Source organism: Clostridium sp. CM74B_53 (assembly GCF_036318045.1).
Classification (GTDB): Bacteria; Bacillota; Clostridia; order Lachnospirales; family Lachnospiraceae; genus Pilosibacter.
In genome coordinates this window covers 108,846-133,157 of sequence record NZ_JAWQDE010000003.1, presented here as the reverse complement: position 1 = coordinate 133,157, position 24,312 = coordinate 108,846, and the positions used below count along the sequence as shown (strand labels likewise).

Annotated in this window: 23 protein-coding genes and 1 tRNA gene; 20 read left to right on the top strand and 4 right to left on the bottom strand. The window is 44.2% G+C overall.

Annotated features, from left to right (window positions below):
• The first annotated feature begins 1 nt into the window (after position 1).
• The 5 genes from nifU to V2546_RS03560 all read left to right on the top strand — a co-directional run bounded on the left by nifU (position 2) and on the right by V2546_RS03560 (position 4,340).
• The gene (gene nifU / locus V2546_RS03580) at positions 2-442 is read left to right on the top strand and encodes a Fe-S cluster assembly scaffold protein NifU (RefSeq protein ID WP_021904779.1); all 441 of its coding nucleotides are present in this window, start codon (positions 2-4) and stop codon (positions 440-442) included.
• Positions 442-1,518, top strand: coding sequence for a tRNA 2-thiouridine(34) synthase MnmA (mnmA, locus tag V2546_RS03575; RefSeq protein WP_118605064.1), 1,077 nt, complete (start codon positions 442-444; stop codon positions 1,516-1,518). The genes nifU and mnmA overlap by 1 nt, the downstream gene beginning before the upstream one ends.
• Entirely contained in the window at positions 1,515-2,552 is a 1,038-nt protein-coding gene (locus V2546_RS03570) for an N-acetylmuramoyl-L-alanine amidase family protein (RefSeq protein WP_252197460.1), read from the top strand. The genes mnmA and V2546_RS03570 overlap by 4 nt, the downstream gene beginning before the upstream one ends.
• Before the next feature lie 83 nt (positions 2,553-2,635).
• Positions 2,636-2,725, top strand: a tRNA-Ser gene (locus V2546_RS03565).
• 592 nt (positions 2,726-3,317) lie between these two features.
• Entirely contained in the window at positions 3,318-4,340 is a 1,023-nt protein-coding gene (locus V2546_RS03560) for a GH25 family lysozyme (RefSeq protein ID WP_329751573.1), read from the top strand.
• Between the two features lie 222 nt (positions 4,341-4,562).
• Here V2546_RS03560 and V2546_RS03555 read toward each other — a convergent pair whose 3' ends face one another.
• Positions 4,563-5,159 (bottom strand): prolyl-tRNA synthetase associated domain-containing protein, encoded by a 597-nt coding sequence (locus V2546_RS03555; RefSeq protein WP_329751572.1) that lies wholly within the window; start codon positions 5,157-5,159, stop codon positions 4,563-4,565.
• A gap of 154 nt (positions 5,160-5,313) precedes the next feature.
• Between V2546_RS03555 and rlmD the strand changes: the two genes are divergently transcribed.
• The 7 genes from rlmD to V2546_RS03520 all read left to right on the top strand — a co-directional run bounded on the left by rlmD (position 5,314) and on the right by V2546_RS03520 (position 15,228).
• Positions 5,314-6,612, top strand: a complete 1,299-nt coding sequence (gene rlmD, locus V2546_RS03550) for a 23S rRNA (uracil(1939)-C(5))-methyltransferase RlmD (RefSeq protein WP_329751571.1) — start codon at positions 5,314-5,316, stop codon at positions 6,610-6,612.
• Between the two features lie 119 nt (positions 6,613-6,731).
• A complete protein-coding gene (locus V2546_RS03545) occupies positions 6,732-7,241 on the top strand; it encodes a hypothetical protein (protein ID WP_049889967.1) in 510 nt (169 codons plus the stop codon).
• A 562-nt stretch (positions 7,242-7,803) separates the two neighbouring features.
• Entirely contained in the window at positions 7,804-9,927 is a 2,124-nt protein-coding gene (locus V2546_RS03540) for a penicillin-binding transpeptidase domain-containing protein (protein ID WP_155176876.1), read from the top strand.
• Complete coding sequence (locus tag V2546_RS03535) at positions 9,875-11,116, top strand: DUF6070 family protein (RefSeq protein ID WP_009320924.1); 1,242 nt, start codon at positions 9,875-9,877, stop codon at positions 11,114-11,116. Before V2546_RS03540 ends, V2546_RS03535 begins: the two co-directional genes overlap by 53 nt.
• Positions 11,116-12,390 (top strand): DUF6070 family protein, encoded by a 1,275-nt coding sequence (locus V2546_RS03530; RefSeq protein WP_117514077.1) that lies wholly within the window; start codon positions 11,116-11,118, stop codon positions 12,388-12,390. Before V2546_RS03535 ends, V2546_RS03530 begins: the two co-directional genes overlap by 1 nt.
• Before the next feature lie 4 nt (positions 12,391-12,394).
• On the top strand, positions 12,395-13,660 hold the full coding sequence (locus tag V2546_RS03525) for a DUF6070 family protein (protein ID WP_117762062.1): 1,266 nt from the start codon (positions 12,395-12,397) through the stop codon (positions 13,658-13,660).
• A gap of 56 nt (positions 13,661-13,716) precedes the next feature.
• Entirely contained in the window at positions 13,717-15,228 is a 1,512-nt protein-coding gene (locus V2546_RS03520; protein WP_117514080.1) for a WD40/YVTN/BNR-like repeat-containing protein, read from the top strand.
• Between the two features lie 43 nt (positions 15,229-15,271).
• On the opposite strand, the gene V2546_RS03515 is transcribed toward V2546_RS03520, so the two are convergent.
• The 3 genes from V2546_RS03515 to V2546_RS03505 form a co-directional block, all read right to left on the bottom strand.
• Positions 15,272-17,068 carry a BlaR1 family beta-lactam sensor/signal transducer gene (locus V2546_RS03515; RefSeq protein WP_158420907.1) on the bottom strand — a complete coding sequence of 599 codons (1,797 nt, stop codon included), beginning with the start codon at positions 17,066-17,068 and terminating at the stop codon, positions 15,272-15,274.
• 1 nt (position 17,069) lies between these two features.
• Positions 17,070-17,456: a BlaI/MecI/CopY family transcriptional regulator gene (locus V2546_RS03510; protein WP_155176880.1), complete on the bottom strand. Its 387-nt coding sequence runs from the start codon at positions 17,454-17,456 to the stop codon at positions 17,070-17,072.
• 191 nt (positions 17,457-17,647) lie between these two features.
• Entirely contained in the window at positions 17,648-17,995 is a 348-nt protein-coding gene (locus V2546_RS03505; RefSeq protein WP_004059104.1) for a helix-turn-helix transcriptional regulator, read from the bottom strand.
• A gap of 261 nt (positions 17,996-18,256) precedes the next feature.
• Here V2546_RS03505 and V2546_RS03500 point away from each other — a divergent pair, with 261 nt between their 5' ends.
• From V2546_RS03500 to V2546_RS03465, 8 genes are all read left to right on the top strand, one after another.
• Complete coding sequence (locus V2546_RS03500; RefSeq protein WP_244092970.1) at positions 18,257-19,138, top strand: DUF3825 domain-containing protein; 882 nt, start codon at positions 18,257-18,259, stop codon at positions 19,136-19,138.
• Between the two features lie 212 nt (positions 19,139-19,350).
• Positions 19,351-19,689, top strand: coding sequence for an HTH domain-containing protein (locus V2546_RS03495; RefSeq protein ID WP_330382883.1), 339 nt, complete (start codon positions 19,351-19,353; stop codon positions 19,687-19,689).
• A gap of 39 nt (positions 19,690-19,728) precedes the next feature.
• Positions 19,729-20,058, top strand: a complete 330-nt coding sequence (locus tag V2546_RS03490) for a DUF7768 domain-containing protein (protein ID WP_262582695.1) — start codon at positions 19,729-19,731, stop codon at positions 20,056-20,058.
• Positions 20,055-20,387 (top strand): hypothetical protein, encoded by a 333-nt coding sequence (locus tag V2546_RS03485; RefSeq protein ID WP_021869633.1) that lies wholly within the window; start codon positions 20,055-20,057, stop codon positions 20,385-20,387. Before V2546_RS03490 ends, V2546_RS03485 begins: the two co-directional genes overlap by 4 nt.
• Positions 20,387-21,517: a DUF2800 domain-containing protein gene (locus V2546_RS03480; RefSeq protein ID WP_021869632.1), complete on the top strand. Its 1,131-nt coding sequence runs from the start codon at positions 20,387-20,389 to the stop codon at positions 21,515-21,517. Before V2546_RS03485 ends, V2546_RS03480 begins: the two co-directional genes overlap by 1 nt.
• Entirely contained in the window at positions 21,518-22,060 is a 543-nt protein-coding gene (locus V2546_RS03475; RefSeq protein ID WP_021869631.1) for a DUF2815 family protein, read from the top strand.
• A 45-nt stretch (positions 22,061-22,105) separates the two neighbouring features.
• Complete coding sequence (locus tag V2546_RS03470; protein ID WP_155176882.1) at positions 22,106-22,369, top strand: NUMOD4 domain-containing protein; 264 nt, start codon at positions 22,106-22,108, stop codon at positions 22,367-22,369.
• Entirely contained in the window at positions 22,357-24,309 is a 1,953-nt protein-coding gene (locus V2546_RS03465; protein ID WP_155176884.1) for a DNA polymerase, read from the top strand. Before V2546_RS03470 ends, V2546_RS03465 begins: the two co-directional genes overlap by 13 nt.
• Positions 24,310-24,312 lie beyond the last annotated feature (3 nt).

The window sequence follows — 24,312 nt, the reverse complement described above, 5'->3', positions numbered from 1 at the left end:
AATGTATTCAGAGAAAGTAATGGACCATTTCCAGCACCCGAGAAACATGGGAGAAATTGAGGACGCCAGCGGCGTAGGTACTGTCGGAAACGCAAAATGCGGCGATATCATGAGAATCTATCTTGATATCGATGATGAGACACATATCATCCGTGACTGCAAGTTTAAAACCTTCGGCTGCGGCGCTGCCGTTGCCACAAGCAGCATGGCGACAGAGATGGTAATGGGAAAGACGATCGAGGAAGCGATGGAAGTAACCAATAAGGCAGTTATGGAAGCTCTTGACGGACTTCCGCCGGTAAAGGTTCACTGCTCCCTGCTTGCAGAGGAAGCGATCCATGCAGCACTCTGGGATTATGCAGAAAAGCACCATATCGAGATCAAAGGCTTACAGAAGCCGGTGTCCGATATCAGTGAGCATGAAGAGGACGAGGAATATTAATGAAGAAAAAAGTCGTGGTAGGAATGTCCGGGGGCGTGGATTCATCGGTTGCTGCCTGCCTTTTAAAGGAACAGGGATACGACGTGATCGGTGTCACCATGCAGATCTGGCAGGAGGAGGATTCCTGTACGGTTGAGGAAAACGGCGGATGCTGTGGGCTCAGTGCGGTGGAGGATGCAAGACGCGTCGCATGGACACTCGGAATTCCCTACTATGTTATGAACTTCCGGAAAGAATTCCAGAAGAATGTGATCGATTATTTTGTCGCGGAATATCTGCATGGACGGACACCGAATCCGTGTATTGCCTGCAACCGCTATGTAAAATGGGAGGCACTTTTGGAGCGCAGTCTGGAGATCGGTGCCGATTATATCGCGACGGGACATTATGCGAGGATCAGTCAGCTTCCGAACGGACGCTATACGATCCGCAATTCCGTTACGGCGGCGAAAGACCAGACCTATGCGCTCTACAACCTGACCCAGTTCCAGCTTTCCAAGACGTTGATGCCTATCGGTGATTACACGAAGGACGAGGTGCGAAAGATCGCCGAGGACCGTGGACTTGCCGTAGCAAAGAAGAAGGACAGTATGGAGATCTGCTTCGTTCCGGATAATGATTATGCCGGATTTATCGAGCGGGAAGCCGAAAGTGTTCCGGGAAGCGGAAACTTTGTGGATAAAAATGGTGTGATCCTTGGAAAACATAAGGGGATCACTCATTACACGGTCGGTCAGAGAAAGGGCTTAAACCTCGCGATGGGCCATCCGGTGTTTGTCACAGGAATTCGCCCGGAGACGAACGAGGTTGTGATCGGCGAAGGAAATGATGTATTTTCCGACCATCTGGTCTGCAAGGATGTGAACTGGATGGCGATCGACGGACTTCACGGCGGGGAACGGGAAGTTCTCGCGAAGATCCGCTACAGCCACAAGGGATCTCCGTGTATCATCAGGGAACTCCCGGACGGAACCGTGGAATGCCGGTTTAAAGAGCCGCAGCGTGCGATCACGCCGGGACAGGCAGTTGTATTTTATGAAAATGAATGTGTAGTCGGAGGGGGAACGATCCTATGAGCAGGATGAAAAAGGGGAACGGACTCCTCCGATTCCTTATTTCTGCGGTCTTTTTTGCACTGGTGCTTTCCGGCTGCAATGGGACGAGAAAATATGAGGCGGTGGATCTGAGTAGCGAGACTGCGGCAGCGGAGTCAGAAAGCGGATCCGGCGAGGAACAGGGAACGGAAAATTCCGATGAAGCTGATCTTCAGGCACTGGGCAATCCTGCCGGGGAGATGATGAGCGCAGATCAGGCGGCCGAAAGCTCGCAGGATGCGGAATCGGTCTCCGAATCAGAGGAGATGGCTTCGGAAATGTCGGAGGAGGAGAGTGTCGCGGCAGCGAGAGAGTCAGCGGCGGAGGCTTATACAGCCGCGGCGAACGATGACGCGGAGACTGCTCCGGAAGTTCCGTTTAACGGACATACCGTCGCGATCGATGCGGGACACCAGGCGAAAGCCAATACTTCCAAGGAGCCGATTGGCCCGTCCTCTTCGACGATGAAGGCGAAGATGCCGGAAGGCTCGGTTGGAACGGCGAGCGGCGTCCCTGAATATGAGGTCACTCTTGCGGTCGCAAAAAAGCTTGAGACAGAGCTCACAAACCGCGGATACCATGTCGTCATGATCCGGACGAGCAACGATGTGAACATGAGCAGCGCGGAGCGGTCCGTCGCAGCAAATCAGAGCGGCGCGGATATCCTGATCCGGCTTCACGCGGATTCCATGGACAACTCTGGTGTCTATGGGGCATTAGCAACCTGTATGACAGCCCAGAACCCTTACAACGCGTCTCTTCATGACAAGAGCTACAATCTTTCCAAAAAGATCGTGGATACCGTCTGCGGGACGACAGGAACGAAGAATCGAGGCGTCCAGGAGACGGACAGCTCCTCCGATATCAACTGGTGCGAGATCCCGGTCTGTGTGCTCGAGATGGGATTCTTAAGCAATCCTGACGAGGACACATGGCTTCAGGACGATGGCTACCGGGGAAAGATCGCGAGCGGCATCGCGGGAGCGGTGGATGCTTATTTTGCGGAGGGGAATTAAAATAAATTTTTTAAATCCTCTATACAAATCGAAAAAAATATGTATAATAATATTAGTCTGCTTTTTCAAAAAGCAGACAATCCGGAGACGTAGCGAAGCGGCCGTAACGCGGCGCACTCGAAATGCGTTTATCGGTTCATCCCGGTACGAGGGTTCGAATCCCTCCGTCTCCGCTCGAAACCCTTGATTTTTCAGGGGTTTTTCTTATTTACGCGAATAACGGGTCAAAGTCCGCACTTGCGCGAGACCTTGGCGACTGTCGCGATAATAAGGGGAAACTCGCGAAGCGTGTTTTCATTTGTTTAACAGGGAATTTTCTGTTAAGCAAAAGGGCACGATGTGCCAATGAGATGCACTTGTGGAAGAAGAAAATTGGCGTAGGCGATCGCGCTCGGCGTAAGGAAAAGGCCGTCCGGTGAGGACAGCTTTTTATGTATGAAATCGACCGTTTGTCGACCAGATAGGAAAATGTTATGCTTTTCCTGGCAGAACATCTGCCAATGTGTCCGCATCTATGGTTTGGACGGAATTTTGCCACAAAGTCTTAGATGTGTGACAACGAAAACGTAAGAAGTTCTTAATAAAAAAAGAGGGAAATTGTAGTATACTTGGTACGTCTTAAAGAAAAGGGATGTTTATGCCGAAGCTTTGGAGAGACATTGGATGGAGAATGCAGTTTACGATCGATATTCAGATGATAGAAGCCTCAAGGTTATGACTTTTGGCAGGAAAAAAGACGTATGAAAAGAGAAAGGCGGTTTTAGAATGTTTCAGAAAAAATTTCGATATATGACAGCGCTTTTCGCAGCGCTTATGATCACACAGGGCAGTTTTACAGCTTTTGCGGATGAGACTCCGGTTGGACCGGGATACGAGGACCAGAATAAGGCCTCCACGGATACCACGACAAGTGATCCGGCAAGTGCATGGAAAAAGGTCAACGGTGTTTACGTAGACGCGAACGGAAAAAATATGGACGGGGCGCTTCTTCGCGGCATCAGCGTTTCCAAATGGCAGGGCGATATCGACTGGGCGAAGGTTGCAGCGGATGATGTCTCCTTTGCGTATGTTCGTATGGGATCCTTTGGATATGAAGGACAGTATACCATGGACGAATATTATGAGAAAAATATGAAAGGGGCTTCCGCAAACGGAGTTCAGGCGGCCCCGTATGTGTTCCTCCAGACCCGGACCGTCGATGAGGCAAAAGCGGCAGCAAAATATACTCTGGAAAAGATGTCCGGATATACGGTAAAATATCCGGTTGCCGTGGATGTGGAATCAAAATATATTCTGGACTATTTATCAGTGCAGGATCTGACAAATGTGGTAAATGCGTTCTGTGACACGATCGCTGCGGCCGGATATACCCCGATCGTTTACAGCGATTACAGTAAGTTTACGAACGAGATGGATACAAACCAGATCAAATACGATCTCTGGCTTGCGAGATATGGTGCGGACGGACATTATCAGGGACGTACGATCTGGCAGTGCACAGATAAGGGACGTGTAAACGGGATCAACGGAAATGTCTGCCTGGAATTCACATATAAAGACTATGCTCCGAAGGCTGCACAGGGAACCGCGATCGACAGCGGTGAATGGAAGCAGGAAGGCGGAAAATGGTATTTCTACCGCGATGGCGGACGAATGAGCGGCTGGGTAAATCCGGATGGCTACTGGTACTATCTTGATCCGGCAGAGTTAGGTGCGATGGTGACAGGAACGACGAAGAACATTGACGGTGTGGATTATACCTTCAATGCGAGCGGTGTGATGCAGTAAGGGAAAAAAGGTCCTTTCTGACCTGCAGCTTCCGTTTTTGGCGGACAGGCAGTTAGGACAAAGATTCTGCCGGGCAAGAGAAATCTCCCATACATGGGAAAGTACCGCGAGTCCGGCGGAAAGTCTGAGAATAGCGTTCAGCAAAAGGATATAGGATAAAGAATAAAGGAAAAAGAAGAGCAGGAACAAGACTTTTTGAGGAGCCATGTTCCTGTTCTTCTTTTACTCTTCCCAAGGAAGATCCACGATCGTCGGTTCATGGTGAACGGCCGGGAGAAATTTTTCGAGAATATCGGATGTTTTGATCTTCAGGCTGCTGGTGTTGATGCACGGATGGCAGCCGAAATATTCGTCCTTTAAGACATCGGAGTCGATCAGAAGTTTTACATGACCTTCCGGATCGTTCATAAGCCCCATCACACTGACAGAACCGGGAGTCAGCTTTAAATATTCTTTCATGTGATCATCATCCGCGAAGGAGAGTCGGGCGGAGCCGATCTGCTTTGAGAGGACTTTTGTCTTGAATTTTTTGTGGCCCGGCATCAGAAGAAGATAAAATTTTGTCTTCTGCGCATTGCAGAGAAAGAGATTCTTGCAGATGTGGATCCCGAGGATCTCGTCAACACCGTTGCAGGCATCGATCGTGAATGCGGCTTCGTGGTCGACGCGGGTGTAGGGGATATTCAAGGAGTCGAGAAGATCGTAAGTGCGGATCTCTGTCTCAAGACGTCCGGAACAATCTTTCGGACGGCCTGTCTCGGCGACAGGGGATGGAGTGGAAGCTGGCTGAGCAGTGTCGTGATTGCATGTGTTTTCCATGAGTGTATGTCCTTTCTGTCTAAACTTATGTAAAATCATGTAGAATAATTCGGGGAAAAAAGATATACTTTATGTGATATTATAATCAGATGGATTGGGAGAATCAAGGGGAAGCCGGATAAAAGATAGAAAAAGAGAATGGAGAAAACAAAAGATGGAAAATAGAGAAAACCGGGATAAGAAGATGAAGAAAATGAGTGAAAAGAAAGAGTGGACAAACGGGAACGGAAGAACAAACCGGAAATCCGGAGAAATGCTGAATACCCGGGCACGGGGAGACCAGAATAGCGGGAAATCGGGGAAAAAGAACTCTCTCTGTCCGCATTTTAAATCCTGCGGCGGGTGTCAGTATCTGGACATGCCGTATGAGAAGCAGCTAGAGCACAAAAAGAAAGAGGTTGCAGACCTTCTCCGCCCGTTCTGCAAGGTCGAGACGATCATCGGCATGGACGATCCGTTCCATTACAGAAATAAGGTTCATGCGGTGATGGCGAGAGATCGGAAAGGCAGGATCATTTCCGGAGTCTACAAAGAGGGAACCCACACGGTTCTGCCGGTAGAAACATGCCTGATCGAGAATAAAAAGGCGGATGAGATCATCGGAACGATCCGGGAACTGCTTCCGTCGTTCAAGATGAAGGTATTTGATGAGGACACCGGATATGGCTTCCTCCGCCATGTTCTGGTGCGAATAGCCCATGCGACAGGAGAGATCATGGTGGTCCTGATCACGGCATCGCCGGTGTTCCCTTCGAAGAATAACTTTGTGAAAGCGCTGAGAAAAGTCCATCCGGAGATCACGACCGTAGTCCAGAATGTAAACGACCGGAACACCAGCATGGTGCTCGGAGAGAAAGAGCACGTCCTCCACGGACCGGGATTTATCGTGGATGTTCTCTGCGGGAAAAAATTCCGGATCTCCTCAAAATCCTTCTATCAGATCAATCCGGTCCAGACGGAGAAACTCTATAACCTGGCGATCGAGGCAGCAGGCCTTACCGGAAAAGAGATGGTCGTTGACGCTTACTGTGGGATCGGAACGATCGGGATCGTTGCGGCATCAGCGGCAAAAGAAGTGATCGGCGTTGAGTTAAATAAGGACGCTGTCCGGGATGCAGTCACAAACGCGAAGGTAAACGGTGAGAAAAATATCCGTTTTTACAACAACGATGCCGGAAAATTCATGGTCCAGATGGCCTCCCAGAATGCCCACGCCGACGTTGTCTTCATGGATCCGCCAAGAAGCGGAAGCACCGAAGAATTCATGGACGCCGTCGCGATCTTAAACCCGGACCGCATCGTGTATGTTTCTTGCAATCCGGAGACGCTGGCGAGAGACTTAGTGTATTTTAAGAAGAAAGGATATCGGGCGGAGAAGGCTTGGGCGGTGGATCAGTTCCCGATGACCGGGCATGTGGAAACAGTCTGCCTTTTGTCAAGAAAAGCCCAATAAATCAAAGGATTTCGCCATTTTGGGAATAAAATAGATGTGTGTTTCTGTTTCCGCAGAGTGATGATATATCAGGAGGTTTACCCCAGGGGATAGGCTTTGGAGAACGGGAAATATACATTTTGGCGAAAGAATACTTTTTCGCAAAAGCGGTTTTGTTAAAGGAGCGTATGATGAAGGAAATTGAACAGTTCGCAACCCAATTTCGAAGAGCGATTGACTTGGCTTTGGAAGCAGGGGAGTTTGATAACGACAGCATATATCGCAGATTTCCACGTGCTTGCTGCGGAGATACGAGTGATTTGTTAGCTCAGTATTTATTGGATAAAGGTATCAAAACAGATTATGTCTGTGGAACATATTGGGGTAAACCGGATGGAAACGGACAATCTCATGCATGGCTGATGGTAGACAAATATATTATTATAGATATCACAGGTGACCAATTTAGTGGCAAGTCTACTTTTCTTAATTATGACAAATCAGTTTATGTAGGTGAGGGAGATGATTTCCATAGGCTCTTTGAGGTTGAAGATAGAGATGTTCATGAGCATCGTGGGTTGAGTGCTTTGGGTGGTTTTTGTGGACCGAGGCTGTGGGATTTATATAGAAAAATTCTAAAATACATTTAGTCAACCACTTTTTATGGGGATAAAACCATTACCCCACTTTGAAAACCTATTGCATACTTTCGCTATGCAGCATAAAATAAATGTTCAGGGGATTATTGAAACCGTATGTCTGCTTTCAAAGAAACCTTGATTTTCTGCGGTTTGTGGGATATTAAGGAACGAAAATGGATATGTGTTTTGTAGCCTTATGAATGAACCATTTGAATATCGCAGCAGTGGGGTGTTTTGAAACTCTGCTGAATAATAGGCTTTTGCTAAAAGGTATCACTTTTGTGAAAATGTATGATACTTCCTGGCAGAAGCCTTTTTATATAAAGATAACTTGACTTCTAAATCTTACTGATGTAATATTTACACAAGTGCAGTAGGATTGCGGACGAAATTTTTTTGTTGCGAAATCTTACGCATGTAATAAAAGGAAGGAGGAATGCATAGTACGATATACCCAGCAAAGAGAAATTTTTTTACTTCAAAATCTTACGAGTGTAATATTTTGAAGATATAGCGTACATTGAAAATAGAATATGACCATATCAGCAAAGCAAAATGAATGGAGGTCAATATGAAGAAAGGAAAAAGCAGAAACAAGCGAAAGAAAACAAGAAGCAGGCTCCTATGGATTGCGATTGCTGTTATAGGAATAGCTGCGGTAATTTCTGCAGTATGTGTGGCAGGAATGTTGGCAACAAAGGAAAATGCCTGGAAGACACCGGAAGAACTTCTGGTGGAGTACATGGATCATATTCCAAAACAGGAGTATGAAGAAATGTATGCAATGCTACATATTGAGGCATCGGGAAATGTCAGTCAGGAGGATTTTGTAACTCGAAATTCAGCTATTTATGAAGGTATAGAAGTCCAGAATATAGCTGTCCAGATTATTGCATATGACGAGGAGCAAATGACGGTAACCTACCAGACTTCTTTCGATACAGTTGCAGGAACTATCAGCTTTGAGAATAAAGCACTTTTCCTAAAGGACGAAGAAGGATATCAGTTAGTTTGGGATGATTCCCTGATTTTTCCGAATCTGGCATCTACAGATAAAGTAAGAGTTTCCACTACACAGGCAGAACGAGGAGAAATTCTGGATAGGAACGGACGTGTCCTTGCAGGAAAAGGTACAGCATCTTCGGTTGGAATCGTTCCGGGCAAGTTGGAAAACAGAGAGGAAGCAATCGCACAGATTGCAGAACTAGTGGAAATCACACCGGAAGCGATAGAAAAGAAACTGTCTGCAAAGTGGGTAAAGGATGATTCTTTTGTTCCCATTAAAACAATTCCAAGAGTGGAAGAAATTGAGTTAATGTCTATCAGTCCAGATGAAGAAGTCCTAAAGGAGAAAGAAAGGCATGAAAAGTTGCTGGAGATTCCCGGAGTGATGATATCTGATGTTGAAGTGCGTGAATACCCATTAGGAGAAGCAGCGGCACATTTGGTCGGATATGTTCAAAGTGTTACTGCGGAAGATTTAGAGGAGCATGCAGGAGAAGGCTATACAGCCAATAGTGTAATCGGCAGAAGCGGAATGGAGAGCTTGTTCGAGAGTGAACTGAAAGGCCAGAACGGTTGCAGGATTTACATTGAAAACTCGGAAGGCAAAGAGAAGGAGGAACTTGCTTGTATCCTGGTACAGCATGGGCAGGACATCCAGCTTACGATAGATACTGATTTACAGGTTTCCTTGCATGAGCAGTTTAAGGAAGATAAAAGCTGCTCGGTAGCCATGAATCCTTATATCGGAGAAGTATTGGCTTTGGTCAGCACACCGGCCTATGACAATAACGATTTTATTATGGGATTGTCGAGTGAGCAGTGGACTGTACTTAACGAGGATGAGAATAAGCCAATGTATAATCGCTTCCGGCAAGTGTGGTGTCCGGGGTCTACATTCAAGCCAATTACCGCAGCGGTCGGCTTGGAATCAGGAGCAATCGATCCAATGGAAGATTACGGCAACGTAGGCTTAAGTTGGCAAAAGGATGCATCGTGGGGTTCCTATCATGTAACAACACTCCATGCATATGAACCAGTCATTTTAGAGAATGCCCTAATATATTCCGACAATATTTATTTCGCAAAGGCAGCATTAAAGATTGGCTCAGAAGAGATGGAGAGTTCTTTGACTGGACTTGGTTTTAATGAGGAACTGCCATTTGAGATTAAGATGGCAGAGTCGCAGTATTCTAATTCAGAGGGAATTGAAACAGAAATACAGTTAGCAGACAGCGGTTACGGTCAAGGGCAGGTTTTGGTGAATCCATTACATATGGCATGTATCTATTCTGCTTTCTGTAACGAGGGAAATGTTATAAAGCCGTATTTAGTATATCAGAAAGACGCAGTAGCTGAGTATTGGATTCCGGGAGCCTTTTCTAATGAGACAGCAAGCCGTGTATTGGAAGGAACAAAAAAGGTTGTGAATGATTCTAATGGAACTGGATATGCAGCCCATCGGGATGACATTCTTTTAGCAGGAAAAACAGGTACGGCAGAAATCAAGGCATCGAAGGATGATACTTCGGGTACGGAATTAGGATGGTTTGCAATTTTTACAGCAGAAGATACGGTAGAACGTCCTATATTGATTATTAGCATGGTAGAAGATGTGAAAGGAAGAGGAGGAAGCGGATATGTTGTTAAGAAAGACAACCTGGTTCTGGAAGAGTGGTTTGGCAGCAATTAGCTTTGTATTAATACTTAGTATTTCGGGGTGCAGTGATGCACCCCCGGAAGAAAATACAGTTTCGGAAACGGTAATAGATGTTCAGGCTATTCAGGAAGAATCAGAGGAGGATGCAGATGAAATTATAAGCGTCTGCATTGATCTTTATGAGAAAGCAGAAGAAGAAAATAAATTAGCGGATTTGGAAACAATCCGTAGTATTGTAAATCGTCTTGGAGAAAATGGTTATTCGGCAGTTGACAGCAGAAATCAAATTAACATGACGGAACCAGAGAAGGTAGTGGAATTCTGCGAAAAGGTGGATGCACAGGAGGAAGCAGAAATAACGATTCTTGAAATCAGTTATTTGGGCGGATTTGTAAAATACGATTTGCACACAAAAGGCGGAAATGTGGATGTGGTCAGAAGCTATTACAAGTATGAAAATGGAAATATGAAAAGAGAGGTTATAGGAAACTATCAAGCGGAGTATTGGAATTATACAGAAGAAGGTTACCTGATGTTTTCCGGTGTTTGGTTTTCAGAAGAATTATATGTTCTTACATTGAGTGGAGCAGAGGAACATACCGCATTACGGGTACAGCCATTGGATGAAACATATAGGGAGTTGAGTCGGAAATATCTCAACCCAATCAGCTTTGAACGGAATAATATGTTCATTGTGGATTGGAGTGAGGAGGATTTCGGGGATTTGAATTTCTATGATATGTATGACATTCTTTATCCAAAAGTGAATGGTCAATATGCTCCCTATGTTGCTGATGACAACTTATCAGTCAGTGCAGTTTATCAGATTCCAAAAGAAGAATTTGAAAGTGTTATTATGAAATATTTCAACATTGATAGTGAAACGCTACAATCAAAAACCATCTATGATTCGGAGAATTTGACTTATGAATATAAGCCGAGAGGCTTTGAAGAAGTAGAGTACCCCGAATATCCATATTCAGAGGTAGTAGGTTTTACAGAAAACAATGATGGGACAATTACACTTACAGCCAATGTAGTATTCCCTTATGCGGGTGATTCCAAGGTATATGCTCACGAGGTTGTGGTTCGCCCTTTAGAGAATGGACGGGTACAATATGTATCTAATCGAATTATACCATCCGAAGACAACTACAGAGAAACTTGGCATACGCCACGGTTGACGTTAGAAGAATGGGAAGAATTGTACGGAGGAGAATAATGGAGGATGTGAAATGGCTGCTTAGAAAATGTGGACTTCTAATTTTACTGCTGTTGATTTTCGTGATAGTTGGGGTAATCTGTTGGGGGAAAATGCATGAAGAAGAACAAAAGGTGGCAGAAGAAGTATGGGAGCCACCTGTAGAAATCGAAAATAGCGAAGCAGAAACAGAAGAAGCCGAGAATGCGGAAACTTCCACAGAGTCAGCATATTGGTTTATTCCGCAAGCCAGTGATTGTCTTATCTCAGATGAGGAAAAGGAACAATTGCAGAGTATGGTTTTGTCAGCGGCAGATTCGGTAGCAGAAATCTATAAGGATATTGTAATTGCAGATGCACCAAGTTATTCTTCCGGCATTAGCGAATTTACCAACGAGCAGAGGAAAACTGTGGTGGAGCAATTGGGCAGAAGCGGTCTGGTAAGTGTTGAAGAAGATACTGCCATGCAAAACCATGAAGCAGTCGAAACATTTTATGCAGATTACTTGGATGGACGGGACTCAATGGTTACGGTATTCGAAGTACATAGAGATGGACTGATTGGAGCAGTTACTTTTATTTACCGGAAAGGTGAGTTGCAGACTTATTATATAGGTGTTCGTTGGAAGGAAGGTGGAGTGCCTGAAATACAGGGAACTTCGGTAAGTAATGTGGCTGAAATCAAACTTACGGAAAAAGGGTATTTTATCTACGCATATGAATATGTGATTGCACATGCAAGTTTGAGACAGTATTGGAGAATAGAACCGCTTCCGGAAGACTGCCAGGAACTGACGGAGAAATACATATCAGGACTAAGTTATGTGAATTACAATGTGCTTGTCACAAACTGGAACAGTAGCAATGTAAAGGATATTTTGATGCCTTGCATGTATGAAGATATTTACCGAATTTCCACGGGTGAAAATCTGAAAACTGAGGATTGGAAGATTCCGGCAGAGGAATATGAAAGGATAATGACCACCTATTTTCCAGTATCGATAGAACAGTTAAGAGAGTATTGTGGGTATGATGAAGGGAGTAACAGCTATGAATATGAGATGATTTATGCCAGCCCATACCCACCTTTTGGAGAAGTAGTTGACTATACAAAAAATGCGGATGGAACGATTACACTTATCGTGGATGGAGTATGGCCGGATTATAATTCTGATCTCGCTTTTCGGAATACGGTTGTGGTCCAGCCATTTGAAGACGGAACTTTCAGGTATCTTTCCAATTCTATAGAACAAATTGAATTGGAACTGCCGCCAATAGCAAGAACGAAAGGATGATTTTATGGTATTAAGGAAAAAGAGCATTCTACTGATCATGGTATTTCTGATTGGGGGTTTCGTGTGTGCCTGTGGAAAAGAAGATAGTGTTGCGGGAGAATCTCTTGTGGAAGATACGGAAGAAGTATCTTCCACGGAGGAAACAAAAAATACTGAGGAAGAGGCTGCAGTACAATGGGAAAAGGGCTACGATCTTCCGGTAGATGAACAGGAAAGGGAAGAAGCTGAGACTGACTGTAAAAAGCTGATGGAACTTTATCTTGACATTTATGAAACAGCAGATAAAGGGATAGCATCTAATGTTGTTTTGGATGATCAAACGGTTCTTGAAATTCAGAAGAAGGTAAAGGACGCAGGATATCCAATTGCTACGATGGTAACGTATTCTAACATGGAGAATTATGAAAGTGTTGACAGTTTTCTGAAAGAATGTATGGAAGGGAAAAGAGGCTCTGTGGTGATTTATGAAATCCACAATGATGGTGGACTGGGCAGAATGAAATTCATTTTTGATGGAACGGATATGTATGTTGTGAGTACAAGAGGAATCTGGAATGCTGACAACAAGCCGGGAATTTCGTACATTTCTTATACGAGACTCAAAGAATGGAAATACACGGAAAAAGGATGGTTCTGCTATGAGCTGTGTGTGCCAGAGCCGCCAGAGGTTAGTGAAATTATGGATGGAAGCTGCCTGATCAGAATAAAACCTATGACAGAGGAACAGTGTGAAATGTCTGAACGTTGTGTTCGGGGGCTTGGATATCAGGGACAGAACCTTTTGTGTTCCAACTGGAATGTAGAAAATATGAGTGAGTTGGATTATAACGGAATGTTTGAATATCTGTATGGAATGAAATATGGAGAAAAGTTCAATTCTGAAGATTATCCAAATGGCATTCCTAAAGAAGAGTTCGAAAGTCTGATTATGGAGTATCTTCCCATAACAGCGGAGCAGATACGAGAGTACGCAGTATTTGATGAGGAAAACCAGACCTATCTTTGGGCGAGACTTGGGTGCTTCAATTATGCGCCTACCTTCTTTGGAACTTCTCTGCCGGAGGTTGTCGACATCAAAGAAAATCAAGATGGAACAGTCACATTAACAGTTGAGGCGGTCTGTGACATGGTCATTTGCGATGATGCAGTCATAACCCATGAACTTACGGTAAGGTTTGCAGAGGATGGCAGTTTTCAGTATTTGGGGAATGAAATCCTAAATGACGGAATTATGCATATACCAGATTACCAATACCGTATTAAAGAATGATTTGATAATACTGGTGTTTTATGGTATTTTTACAGATATGAAGAAAGGAGACTTACATGAAATATATTTATAAAATCACGGGAAAAGTAAGTTTAATACTATATATATTTATGTTGTATCAATTCTGGCATCTATGTCAATATGGTGGCTTGAGAAGGCATATACCGATGTTGGCGTTAGGTATAATAGGATTGGTTGGCACAGTGGTTCTCTGGCTGATTTCGAAAAGGCATAATCAAGAAGTTAATTCAGGAGATAATGGAAATAAGAAACTTTTCTATACGGAAATGATACTCCTTATAGCAGCAACTTTATTCTTTGGTGGACGTATCGTTTATTCTGCAGTTCCGTATCACGGGGCACTGTCTTGGAAACTTGATGAGTGGATGCGTAAAAAAGAAGTAGAACTGGAGCATAATAATCTTTTTGAGGATGGTGTAGAAGGGATTCTGATGGATTTGGATGAAGCATTGCAACTGCCGGAAGAACTCTATATTGCAAATAAATATCAGGTGTCATTTGATGAAAACGGAACGATTCAAAGGATTTATGCATTCATATATGGAAAAAATGAGGCTGGAGAGAAAAAAACGTATCTTATTGATTATGACGCAGACAGCAGTAATGATATGACTGTTTGGATAGATGGTAATGTGAATGGAGAATATAGTGACGATATGCGTTTGTCTCCAATGATTGAAATTTTGAACAATTCAGACTGGACGAGTCAGGTAGAGGCGTGGGCTGAAACATTTGAAGAGCAGCAGATTTATGAAATACTCTATATGGGGCGAAGATCTTTTAGTTCAGAGGAAGGCTTACAATATATTTCGGGAGATGCAGATGGTGATGGAACTGAAACAGGAACCGGCAATTTTACTCAGCTTAGAAGCGGTGGAGAAATCGTTGGGTTTGAGGTATCTTTGCATATTCCTGATTTAAATAGTGTCACACCTGTTCGATATATTATGGAGCCTGAGTACGTCAGTCAACAAGAATTGAAGCAGGAGAATACGATGCAGCAGGTGGAGGATGCTAAAGATACAGAAAGTTGGACTGTGGATCAAAGTGATGGAACTATGTATTTCTTTTTAGATGAAAATAATGGATGGCGTTTGGTGATAACGGATGCAGCTGCCGGAAGCAGATTTTATGTAATGGAAAAGACAATGGATGGTGGTTCTACTTGGGAATGCATAAATGATGATCCGTTCAGTGGACAATTGGGAGTTGCAGAAGGTTTAATATTTTATGATGAGAACTTTGGGGTTGCAGGAATTACAGGCGCATCCCAGTCCTATTCCCGCTTATATGTCACTCGCGATGGCGGAAGGACCTTTGAAGAAATGAAACTTCCAATGGATCTTGTTTCAGAATTACCACAAATCGCTATCGATTGCGGATTTACGGTGGAGGATTTTGATTACCTGAATATGCCTGAAAAAGAGGACGACACATTGACGATAACGGTTACCACAGATGCAGCGGAGAAAGATGGGATTGTATTTCAGTCAACTGATTATGGAGCGACATGGGAATACAAAGGGCTTGTTCAGATAGCGAATTAAGAAAAATCGGGTAAAAGTCAGAGATTGACCTTTACCCGATTCTTTATTTCCAGATATTCATGTCAGACAAGATAGACATGGTTATTTCAGTTGCGTTGCCTCCGGTAGCATCGCTGTCTGCACCAATGTTGGTAGCAAAAAAGTATGTATTATCTGCAGTTTCGATATAACCGATAAACCATCCGTTCACATCCTGGCCATCCACACGTCCGGTTCCGGTCTTTCCGTAGAATGTTCCGGCATCGGAAGAAGAAAGGCAGATGGAATCTTTTACTGCATTGATGTTTTCAGGAGCAAATCCAAAGTTGTTATTCTGCAGCTGGGTTAAAAGTTCGACTTGCTCTATTGGAGAAATTTTCAAGGAAGACTCCATCCAATAGGTGGAGAAATCACCACTTATATTTTCGTTTCCATATCCAATTTCCTGAATATAGTTGGAAATGTTAGCGGCTCCAAGCTGTTCGTCCACAGATTCAAAATACCAATTCACAGAGGAATTCATTGCTGACTGTAAGGTCTGGTCTGCATTCCATGCTTCAAATGGATAGGTTTCTCCATTCCATGCAATGAACGAATTTTCCGGTGTAATGATATCTTCTTCCAATCCGAACAGGGCATCGTATATCTTGTAGGTGGAGTTTGGTGCAACTCGCAGGGTGGCATGCTCCTTGTCGTGTATGCTCCATGCATCATTTTCCAAATCGTATAAAACAAAGCTGCCTTCGTATTCTCCGAAGTATGTGGAGAGGTCTACATAGGAAACATTCTCAGAAGAGGAATCCCATTGGTAGTGGCTTCCGTCTGCTGCGTATGTAGAAATAAAAGGTGCGAATCCAAGGAGAAGAACAGCAGTCAACATGAATGCAGTCATACCTTTTATTCTTTTCATAAATGTCGGCTTCTCATAAGAGGCAATGTTGATAATTCTTCGTTTCATCTGCTCCATGTTTCCACCAAGGCCGGCGGCAAACGGAAAAGGAGTAAGTGAAACCTTCTCTGCAAAGTTAATCAGTGTATTACCATAATCTTCGTAAGCATCCTCTTCAAGCATTTTCAAAACGGAAGTGTCACAGGCAACCTCTCTGTCATTACGCATTTCTTTCAGTGCATACCAGACAAGAGGATTGAACCAATATATTACCCCGGCAAGATTCATCAGATAACTGGCAACAGCATCTTTGTGCTTATAGTGCTGCAGTTCGTGCAACAGCATATACCGCATATCGGATTCGTTGTAATCAGAGATCAGATGAATCGGCAGATAAATACATGGTTTCAAAAGTCCCACAATAATCGGGGATTTCAAAAATGCAGTACTGTAAACAGGGATATTTCTGTGAATTCCCATTTCCTCCAAACATCGATGATATAGTCTGCGTACCTCCGGGTTCTGAAGGGGAAGTGCAGATTTCTCCAAATTGCGTAGGCGGAGTGAGGATTTGATTACTAATATAATCATTGCAAAAATGCCTACAGTCCATATCCCTAATAATATGTATCCAGCAATGGATGGTGTCTCGCTATTTACAGAAAGTGCGAAATCATTCATCCAGTCTGTATTTCCGGTCGGATGAATTCCCACAGCTTCCCCCATAGCGGTTGCGGTACCAGAAGCAGGAGAGCTTCTTAAGCTACCAAGCCACGAGAAGATTTGTGGAAATCCGATGAGACGGAACGGTATAAAGGGAACTGCCAGCAACCCAAGAAGCAGGAACCACAGATTATACTGCATCCGGCTGGACAGGTTGTTTTTGAATATCCGCTTGGCTATCAAAAGAATTCCGATGATACCGCTGATAAATACATTGCATATTAAAAAGCGTATCATAAAATTAGCCACGTTAATTTCCTCCTTTTTTTGACCTCTTGGAAAGAAGGGAACGGAGGGTGTCTATTTCTGTTTCAGACAGTCTGTCATTTTCTATATAGGCAGACAGCATGGCAGTGATATCCCCGTCATAGTATCGTTCCAGAAAAGAGTTGCTTTCCTGGCCGATGTATTCGCTTTCTTTCACGACTGGGGTATAAACAAACACTCGGCTCTGTTTTTCATAAGTTAGAACGCCTTTTGTTACGAGACGTTTGATTAAAGTCTGTATCGTCTTAGGACTCCAGCTTGTGGTCTGTAATAATTTATCTGTTATTTCATTGGTACTGATCGGCGCATGTTTCCATACGATTTTCATAACTTCAAATTCAGCTTCAGAAATCTGTGGTAAATCGTTCATTTTAAATCCCTCCTTAAATCTTACGGCTGTAATAAATATATTATAGACGTTATTTATGTGGTTGTCAATTTCAGAAAAAACATATTGACTTGAAATCTTACTTGTGTAATAATTGAAATATTACAAGAGTAAGATTTGGAGATGGCAACAAAAAGAAAAGAACCAGAATCACAACGGATTAGCTGGTTCCTTTACTCGTTTGAATTACCTCTTTTATGTATGAGTGCTAAGAGGTATTCAATTGCTGGAAGAATCTCGGCTGCCTCTTGCTCATCACATTCCTGTAGCATCAATAACAGTTTTTGTTTTTTCAACCCATCCGTAGCAGTGTCAGGGTGGAAAATCCGGTCTGCAGGAATGTGTAAATAAGCGATGATCTGGCACAATACTTCGAACTTGGGATTCCCACGGTCGTTTTCAATATTCAGTATTGTACGTTCATCACAACCTATTTGTTCAGCTAATGCTGCTTGAGATAGATGGGCTTCTTCTCTGGCAGCCCGAACTACCTTCGCAAGATTTTTTACATAGTCATGCATTACAATTCACCTCAGTGCTAGTTTACACTACAGGGTAAATATTATGAATTACAATAGAGTACAGGTATAAGATGAAACGAACTACACCATAAAAGGAGAAATCACATGGAAGAAAGGAAACAGCACAGAATACGATGTTTGTTGAAGTTACTGAAATTTGCTCATGGATAAAAACGCATTGATAGGTGTATCGCAATTCACGGAACGATAGAATTGCGATACACCTATTTTATATTTCAAGAGAAAACAAGAAGGAGGCTCATGATGAAAGAGATGGAAGCAAAGACAGAAAACAGATATGAGTACAGAAAACCACAGGAAAAGAGGAAACAGATGATAGCACCGGATTTATTTGAATTTGCATATGTACCGGATTGGTACGGACATTTAGCGGAACTGGAGAGATTGGCATTGCCGGAATCATGGAAGTTCCGAAAGCCGAGCCGGGAAACAAAGAATGCAGACACCCCCATTTTAGAACGTTACATACATACAATTTTTCGCAAGCAGGTTATTGACTTTAATTCAGAAAGTGATCCAAGAAAGGCAGACAGTATTTTTCATTTGGAAAACGAATGCGTCTGCTTCCATACTGGATTATACACACCTCAGTACAAGGGGATTTATGGTTATTTTGAAAGAAACAATTTTTCGGATTCTTTAAGAGATTGGTATTTTAGAGGTTTTTGTGATGAATTGTCTCCAAAGTTAAGATACATCGAGCCATTACCACAAAAGCCCGTCTATCATATGGCGCAGAGTGGCATTAACTTTAATCCAGAGTGGCCTATAAGAGTAAACGTAAATCACATATTGGGAGATGAAGAGAACCTGGAGCGTATTCCGGCTAAAATTCGGAAGGTGAAGAATTTGCCGCTATTGTTTGAAACAGCAGTAGAACTTGGAAGAAGGAAGTCGGTAATTGAACCGGGGCTTGTGGTCCCACAGGGATATCAGGGGAGAGTGCAGTATCTTCTTCCGGTTTATCTGACGAATATGCAGAAACCTGACCTTGCCATGACACTGACGGTTATGGATGGGTACTATTTGGGTAATACCTGTCTGACGTTGGAGATGGCATATTTGAATGCGAGAGTAGTTGCAAGGCCAATGGCTCCGTGGCTTACGGAACTCGTAAAATAGGAAAACAGTACATAGAAACATGGATTGAATGGAACACCCGACAAGATGCAATAGCTGAATTGCGCCTTGTCGGGTGTTTTTCGCTTAAAGGATGATGGACAGGCTTCCTCTCTGCTACTGAAAAAATCTCAAAAAGTTTTTTAAATAGGAAATGAACCTTCCTATTTAACTCTTATGATGATGCCACAAAGCAGAGGAAAGGAGGTGGGCAAGTGTTGAAAGCGAATGAACGTAGGCAGAAGATATTGGAAATTCTGTGTGTGCGCCGTCAGGAAACGATGGAAAATCTGGCACAGGAATTCAATGTTACAACTCGTACAATTCGGAATGATATTGAAGAATTGACACTTGCTCACCCGATTGAAACCGTGCGTGGCAGATATGGTGGAGGCGTCAGGGTTGCTGATGGCTATTATCTTGGACGTAAGTATTTAAAACCAGATCAGCAGGAACTGTTGAAGCGGCTTTCAGAAAATTTAACAGGCGAAGACCTCGCTACGATGAACAGCATCCTTTCCGAATTTGCTTTGACAAAAAGGGCAGAGAAATAAGTCCTGTCTGAAAGATGGAGGTGAAAAGATTTGGAAAGGGTGTTTATCTGCAGTCCGTTCCGGGGAGCGGAAGAGAAGAATGTGGAGCTTGCCAGAAAATATGCCAGATTTGCTTATGAAAAAGGCTGTCTTCCGGTAGTGCCTCATCTGTATTTTCCACAGTTCCTAAAGGAAAGTGATGTTCAGGAACGGATGGCAGGGATTCAGTTTGGACTTTCATTGTTGAAAGAGTGCCGGGAAGTATGGGTATTTGGAGAAATAATGAGTGAAGGCATGTGTATGGAGATTGCGGAAGCTGACCATGCAGGAATTCCCATCCGGTATTTCACAAAGCAAAACGGAGAATTTGTGGAAAGGAGCAGTTTATGAGCGAGGAATTGTTGAAAATTGCAGATGGTCTTTTGGCGGTTTCGGAAGGAGTCCGTGCCCTCGCAGGAAAGGCACATTCATGTAATTGTAGTAAAAATCAGGAAGAAGAACGAGGGCAGAAGGATGAAGAAAGCGGAAATGAGAAGAGTCAGGAGAAACAAGAGAATGCCGTTACCATTGAACAGGTCCGTGCGGTCATGGCATCCAAATCGCAGGATGGAAAAACGCAGCAGGTCAAAGCGCTGATTCAAAAGTATGGGGCAGATAAGCTATCCGGGGTACAGCCGGAGAAATATGCAGATTTGCTTCGTGATGCAAAGGCTCTTTAATGGGACAGCATGCGATATTATCCGCATCTGCCTCCAAACGATGGATGAACTGTACCCCATCTGCATTGTTGGAGAAGCAGTTTGCGGACGAGGAAAGTATCTACGCAGCGGAGGGAACTGCTGCCCATGCTCTTGCAGAGCATAAGCTGAAACGGTTTCTTAAGAAGCGTTCCAAACGTCCGGTATCTGATTATGACTGTGATGAGATGGAAGAATGCACAGATGATTATGTGTCCTTTGCAATGGAGCAGATTGAAAAGGCGAAACAGTCATGCAGTGATCCGGTAGTGATGATTGAGCAGAGACTGGACTTTTCCAGATGGGTGCCGGAAGGATTCGGTACCGGAGATTTGGTCATCGTAGCGGATGATACTTTATACATTGTGGATTTGAAGTACGGAAAAGGCATTGCTGTATCTGCAGAATGGAATCCACAGATGCTTTTATATTCTTTGGGAGCATTGGAACTGTTCGGTTCCCTTTATGACATTGAAAAGGTCAATATGACCATCCACCAGCCGAGACTGGAAAATGTCAGCACCTTTGAAATTACGGTTCATGACCTCATGGAATGGGCAGAGCAGGAGTTGATGCCGAAGGCAGAGATGGCAGCCAAAGGCGAAGGAGAGTTTGCAGTTGGAGATTGGTGTCGTTTCTGTAAAGCGAAAAATACCTGCCGTGCCAGAGCAGAAGAATATTTGAGATTGGCACAAATGGAGTTTAAGCCACCGGAACTTTTGTCAGAGGAAGAAATCGCAGAGGTTTTGAAGGTGGCGGATGAACTTGCCAAGTGGTCTGCAGATGTTTATGCCTATGCACAGGATGAAGCGATTACACACGGAAGGGTATGGAACGGATTCAAACTGGTAGAAGGCAGAAGTAACCGTAAATATGTCAACGAAGAGGAAGTGGCGGATGCTGCAAAAGCAGCCGGATATGAGGACATTTACAAGAAGTCTCTGATTGGTATCACGGAAATGGAGAAGCTGATGGGCAAAAAAGATTTTCAGAAGATACTGGGTAGTCTGGTGTATAAGCCGCAGGGCAAAATCACCTTGGTGCCGGAATCCGATAAGAGACCACCAATTCAAACAGAAACCGCTGAGGCGGATTTTAAGGAGGATGAATAAATGAGCAAGAATGAAACACCGACCAAAGTAATCGTACCGTGCAGATTTTCTTATCTGCATTGTTGGGAGCCGGAAGCAATCAATGGCGGCGAGCCGAAGTACAGCGTGTCTGCCATTATCCCGAAGTCAGATAAGGAAACCATTAAGAAGATTCAGGCAGCGGTGGAAGCTGCAAAGCAGGAATCTTTGTCAAAGTGGGGTGGCAAGATTCCACCGAATCTGAAGCTTCCTTTGCGTGATGGTGACATTGACCGACCGGAGGATGAGGCATATAAAGGCTGTTATTTCTTTAATGCCAACAGCAGACAGGCACCACAGGTGGTTGATAAGCAGGTACAGCCAATCCTGGATCAGACAGAAGTGTATTCCGGCTGTTACGGAAGAATCAGTGTAAACTTCTATGGCTACAACAGCAATGGCAACCGTGGTGTGGCAGCAGGACTTGGTAACATCCAGAAGTTGAAAGACGGAGAGGCACTCAGCAGCCGTACCAATGCAGAGGATGATTTTGAAGCAGTAGAGGATGAAGATTTCCTCGGCTAATGATAAGGGCGGTGTATGCCGCCCGTACATAGAGGAGTTGTTTTGATGAAAGAGACATGGACAGATATTCCCGGGCTGGAAGGGAAATACAAGATCAGTAATATGGGGAGATACAAAAGGCTGTCCCGGTATATTCAGGGGAGAAGACTGCCGGAAGAGATTCTTCCTTTGAACCAGAGTCAGGTAAGGGAAGTTAAGGAAAGGCTTGGAAGAAAGGAACATGTGTATGATATTGCTGACAGCATGGGGATTTCCAGAAAGACCGTCAGCAAGATTAAATCGGGAAGGAGTTACGCATGGGCGAAGTAGGATATAAAACACTGGCAATTGACATAGAGACCTTTTCCGATGTGGACTTAATCAAATGCGGGGTATATGCCTATGCAGACAGTCCTGCATTTGAAATCCTGCTGTTTGCATACAGCTTTGATGATGAAGAAACAAAGATTATTGATTTGGCACAGGGCGAACAGCTGACGGAAGAAATAAAAAATGCCCTGTCTGATGTGGGAATTATTAAGACAGCGTTCAATGCTAATTTTGAGCGTACCTGTCTTTCAAAATATATGGGAGTCCGTTTATCTCCCGAATCGTGGGTTTGTACTGCAGTACAGTCGGCTATGCTTGCCCTTCCGCTTTCTTTGGAGGGTGTTGGGGCGGTTCTGGGGCTTTCTGAGCAAAAGCTGAAGGAAGGTAAGGACTTAATCCGCTATTTTTGTGTGCCTTGCAAACCGACCAAAACAAATGGTGGCAGGAGCAGGAACCTTCCATGCCATGCACCGGAAAAATGGGAACAGTTCAAGACGTACTGCATCCGTGACGTGGATGTGGAAAAAGGTATCCGGCAGAAACTGCATAAGTTTCCGATACCGGAATCTGAGATGGCATTTTACCGTTTGGATCAGGAAATTAATGACAGGGGAGTTTTAGTTGACAGGGAATTGGTAGAACAGTCGATTACCTGTGACCTGTTACATAAAGACATTGTGACGAACCGTGCCTATGAGGTAACGGGACTTGAAAATCCAAATTCTGTATCGCAGTTGAAAGGATGGCTTTCAGAACGTGGAGTGGAAATCGACAGCCTATCCAAAGGAGCAGTTGCGGAGTTGATTGAGGATGCGGATGGGGAAGTGCTGGAGGCTTTAAAACTCCGGCTTCTCATGGCGAAAACATCAGTAAAGAAGTATGAAGCGATTGAACGGTCAGTGTGTTCGGACGGAAGGGTACATGGACTGCTGCAGTTTTATGGGGCAAATCGTACCGGCCGGTGGGCAGGAAGACTGGTGCAGGTACAGAATCTTCCTCAGAATCATATCAGTGACTTGGAACTAGCACGTAGTCTTGTCAGAAGAGGGCAGTTCGAGGAATTGGAATTATTCTACGAATCCACACCAAATGTACTGTCTGAATTAATCCGTACTGCATTTATTCCAAAAGAGGGATGCAGGTTTATTGTTGCGGACTTTTCAGCTATTGAAGCGAGGGTGCTGGCATGGTTATCCGGGGAACAGTGGAGACTGGATGTATTTGCTACACACGGAAAAATATATGAGGCTTCGGCATCGGCCATGTTTGGTGTTCCGATAGAGGAAATTACAAAAGGATCTCCACTGCGACAAAAGGGAAAGATTGCGGAACTGGCTCTCGGATACGGAGGAGCAGTAGGGGCATTGACTTCAATGGGAGCCTTGGCAATGGGACTTAGTGAAGAGGAACTGCCGGGACTGGTATCTACATGGAGAAATGCAAATCCGCATATTACACAGTTTTGGTGGGATGTAGATGAAGCAGCCGTGAGGGCAGTCCGTGAAAGGAAAGAAACACAGGTCGGACTGATTCGTTTTCAGTATGCTTCCGGTATTTTGTTTGCCATGCTCCCGTCCGGAAGGAAACTTGCCTATGTGAAACCGAGAATGGGTGTCAACAAATATGGCAGGGATGGATTGACTTATGAAGGTGTGGGAGAAAACAAGAAATGGGAAAGGATGGATACTTACGGGCCAAAGCTGGTGGAGAATATCGTACAGGGTACTAGCCGGGATATTCTGGCAGAAGCCATGATGAGATTGAAGAAAGCGGGATTCTCCATTGTATTTCATGTACATGATGAAGCGGTGCTGGAAGTGCCGGAAGGAGAATCATCCGTGGAAGAGGTATGCAGGATTATGGCAGAGCAGCCTTCCTGGGTACACGGGCTTCCGCTTCGTGCTGATGGCTACGAGTGCCAATTTTATAAAAAGGATTAGGAG

Bases quoted from the DNA above. Each gene is read 5' to 3' on its own strand.
- V2546_RS03560 (WP_329751573.1), top strand. From the start codon at position 3,318: ATGTTTCAGAAAAAATTTCGATATATGACAGCGCTTTTCGCAGCGCTT.
- V2546_RS03570 (WP_252197460.1), top strand. From the start codon at position 1,515: ATGAGCAGGATGAAAAAGGGGAACGGACTCCTCCGATTCCTTATTTCT.
- V2546_RS03510 (WP_155176880.1), bottom strand. From the start codon at position 17,456: ATGAACGATTTACCACAGATTTCTGAAGCTGAATTTGAAGTTATGAAA.
- V2546_RS03470 (WP_155176882.1), top strand. From the start codon at position 22,106: ATGAAAGAGACATGGACAGATATTCCCGGGCTGGAAGGGAAATACAAG.
- V2546_RS03485 (WP_021869633.1), top strand. From the start codon at position 20,055: ATGAGCGAGGAATTGTTGAAAATTGCAGATGGTCTTTTGGCGGTTTCG.
- V2546_RS03505 (WP_004059104.1), bottom strand. From the start codon at position 17,995: ATGCATGACTATGTAAAAAATCTTGCGAAGGTAGTTCGGGCTGCCAGA.
- V2546_RS03525 (WP_117762062.1), top strand. From the start codon at position 12,395: ATGGTATTAAGGAAAAAGAGCATTCTACTGATCATGGTATTTCTGATT.
- V2546_RS03475 (WP_021869631.1), top strand. From the start codon at position 21,518: ATGAGCAAGAATGAAACACCGACCAAAGTAATCGTACCGTGCAGATTT.
- V2546_RS03540 (WP_155176876.1), top strand. From the start codon at position 7,804: ATGAAGAAAGGAAAAAGCAGAAACAAGCGAAAGAAAACAAGAAGCAGG.
- V2546_RS03555 (WP_329751572.1), bottom strand. From the start codon at position 5,159: ATGGAAAACACATGCAATCACGACACTGCTCAGCCAGCTTCCACTCCA.
- V2546_RS03520 (WP_117514080.1), top strand. From the start codon at position 13,717: ATGAAATATATTTATAAAATCACGGGAAAAGTAAGTTTAATACTATAT.
- V2546_RS03500 (WP_244092970.1), top strand. From the start codon at position 18,257: ATGATGAAAGAGATGGAAGCAAAGACAGAAAACAGATATGAGTACAGA.
- V2546_RS03535 (WP_009320924.1), top strand. From the start codon at position 9,875: ATGTTGTTAAGAAAGACAACCTGGTTCTGGAAGAGTGGTTTGGCAGCA.
- V2546_RS03465 (WP_155176884.1), top strand. From the start codon at position 22,357: ATGGGCGAAGTAGGATATAAAACACTGGCAATTGACATAGAGACCTTT.
- nifU (WP_021904779.1), top strand. From the start codon at position 2: ATGTATTCAGAGAAAGTAATGGACCATTTCCAGCACCCGAGAAACATG.
- mnmA (WP_118605064.1), top strand. From the start codon at position 442: ATGAAGAAAAAAGTCGTGGTAGGAATGTCCGGGGGCGTGGATTCATCG.
- V2546_RS03480 (WP_021869632.1), top strand. From the start codon at position 20,387: ATGGGACAGCATGCGATATTATCCGCATCTGCCTCCAAACGATGGATG.
- V2546_RS03530 (WP_117514077.1), top strand. From the start codon at position 11,116: ATGGAGGATGTGAAATGGCTGCTTAGAAAATGTGGACTTCTAATTTTA.
- rlmD (WP_329751571.1), top strand. From the start codon at position 5,314: ATGGAAAATAGAGAAAACCGGGATAAGAAGATGAAGAAAATGAGTGAA.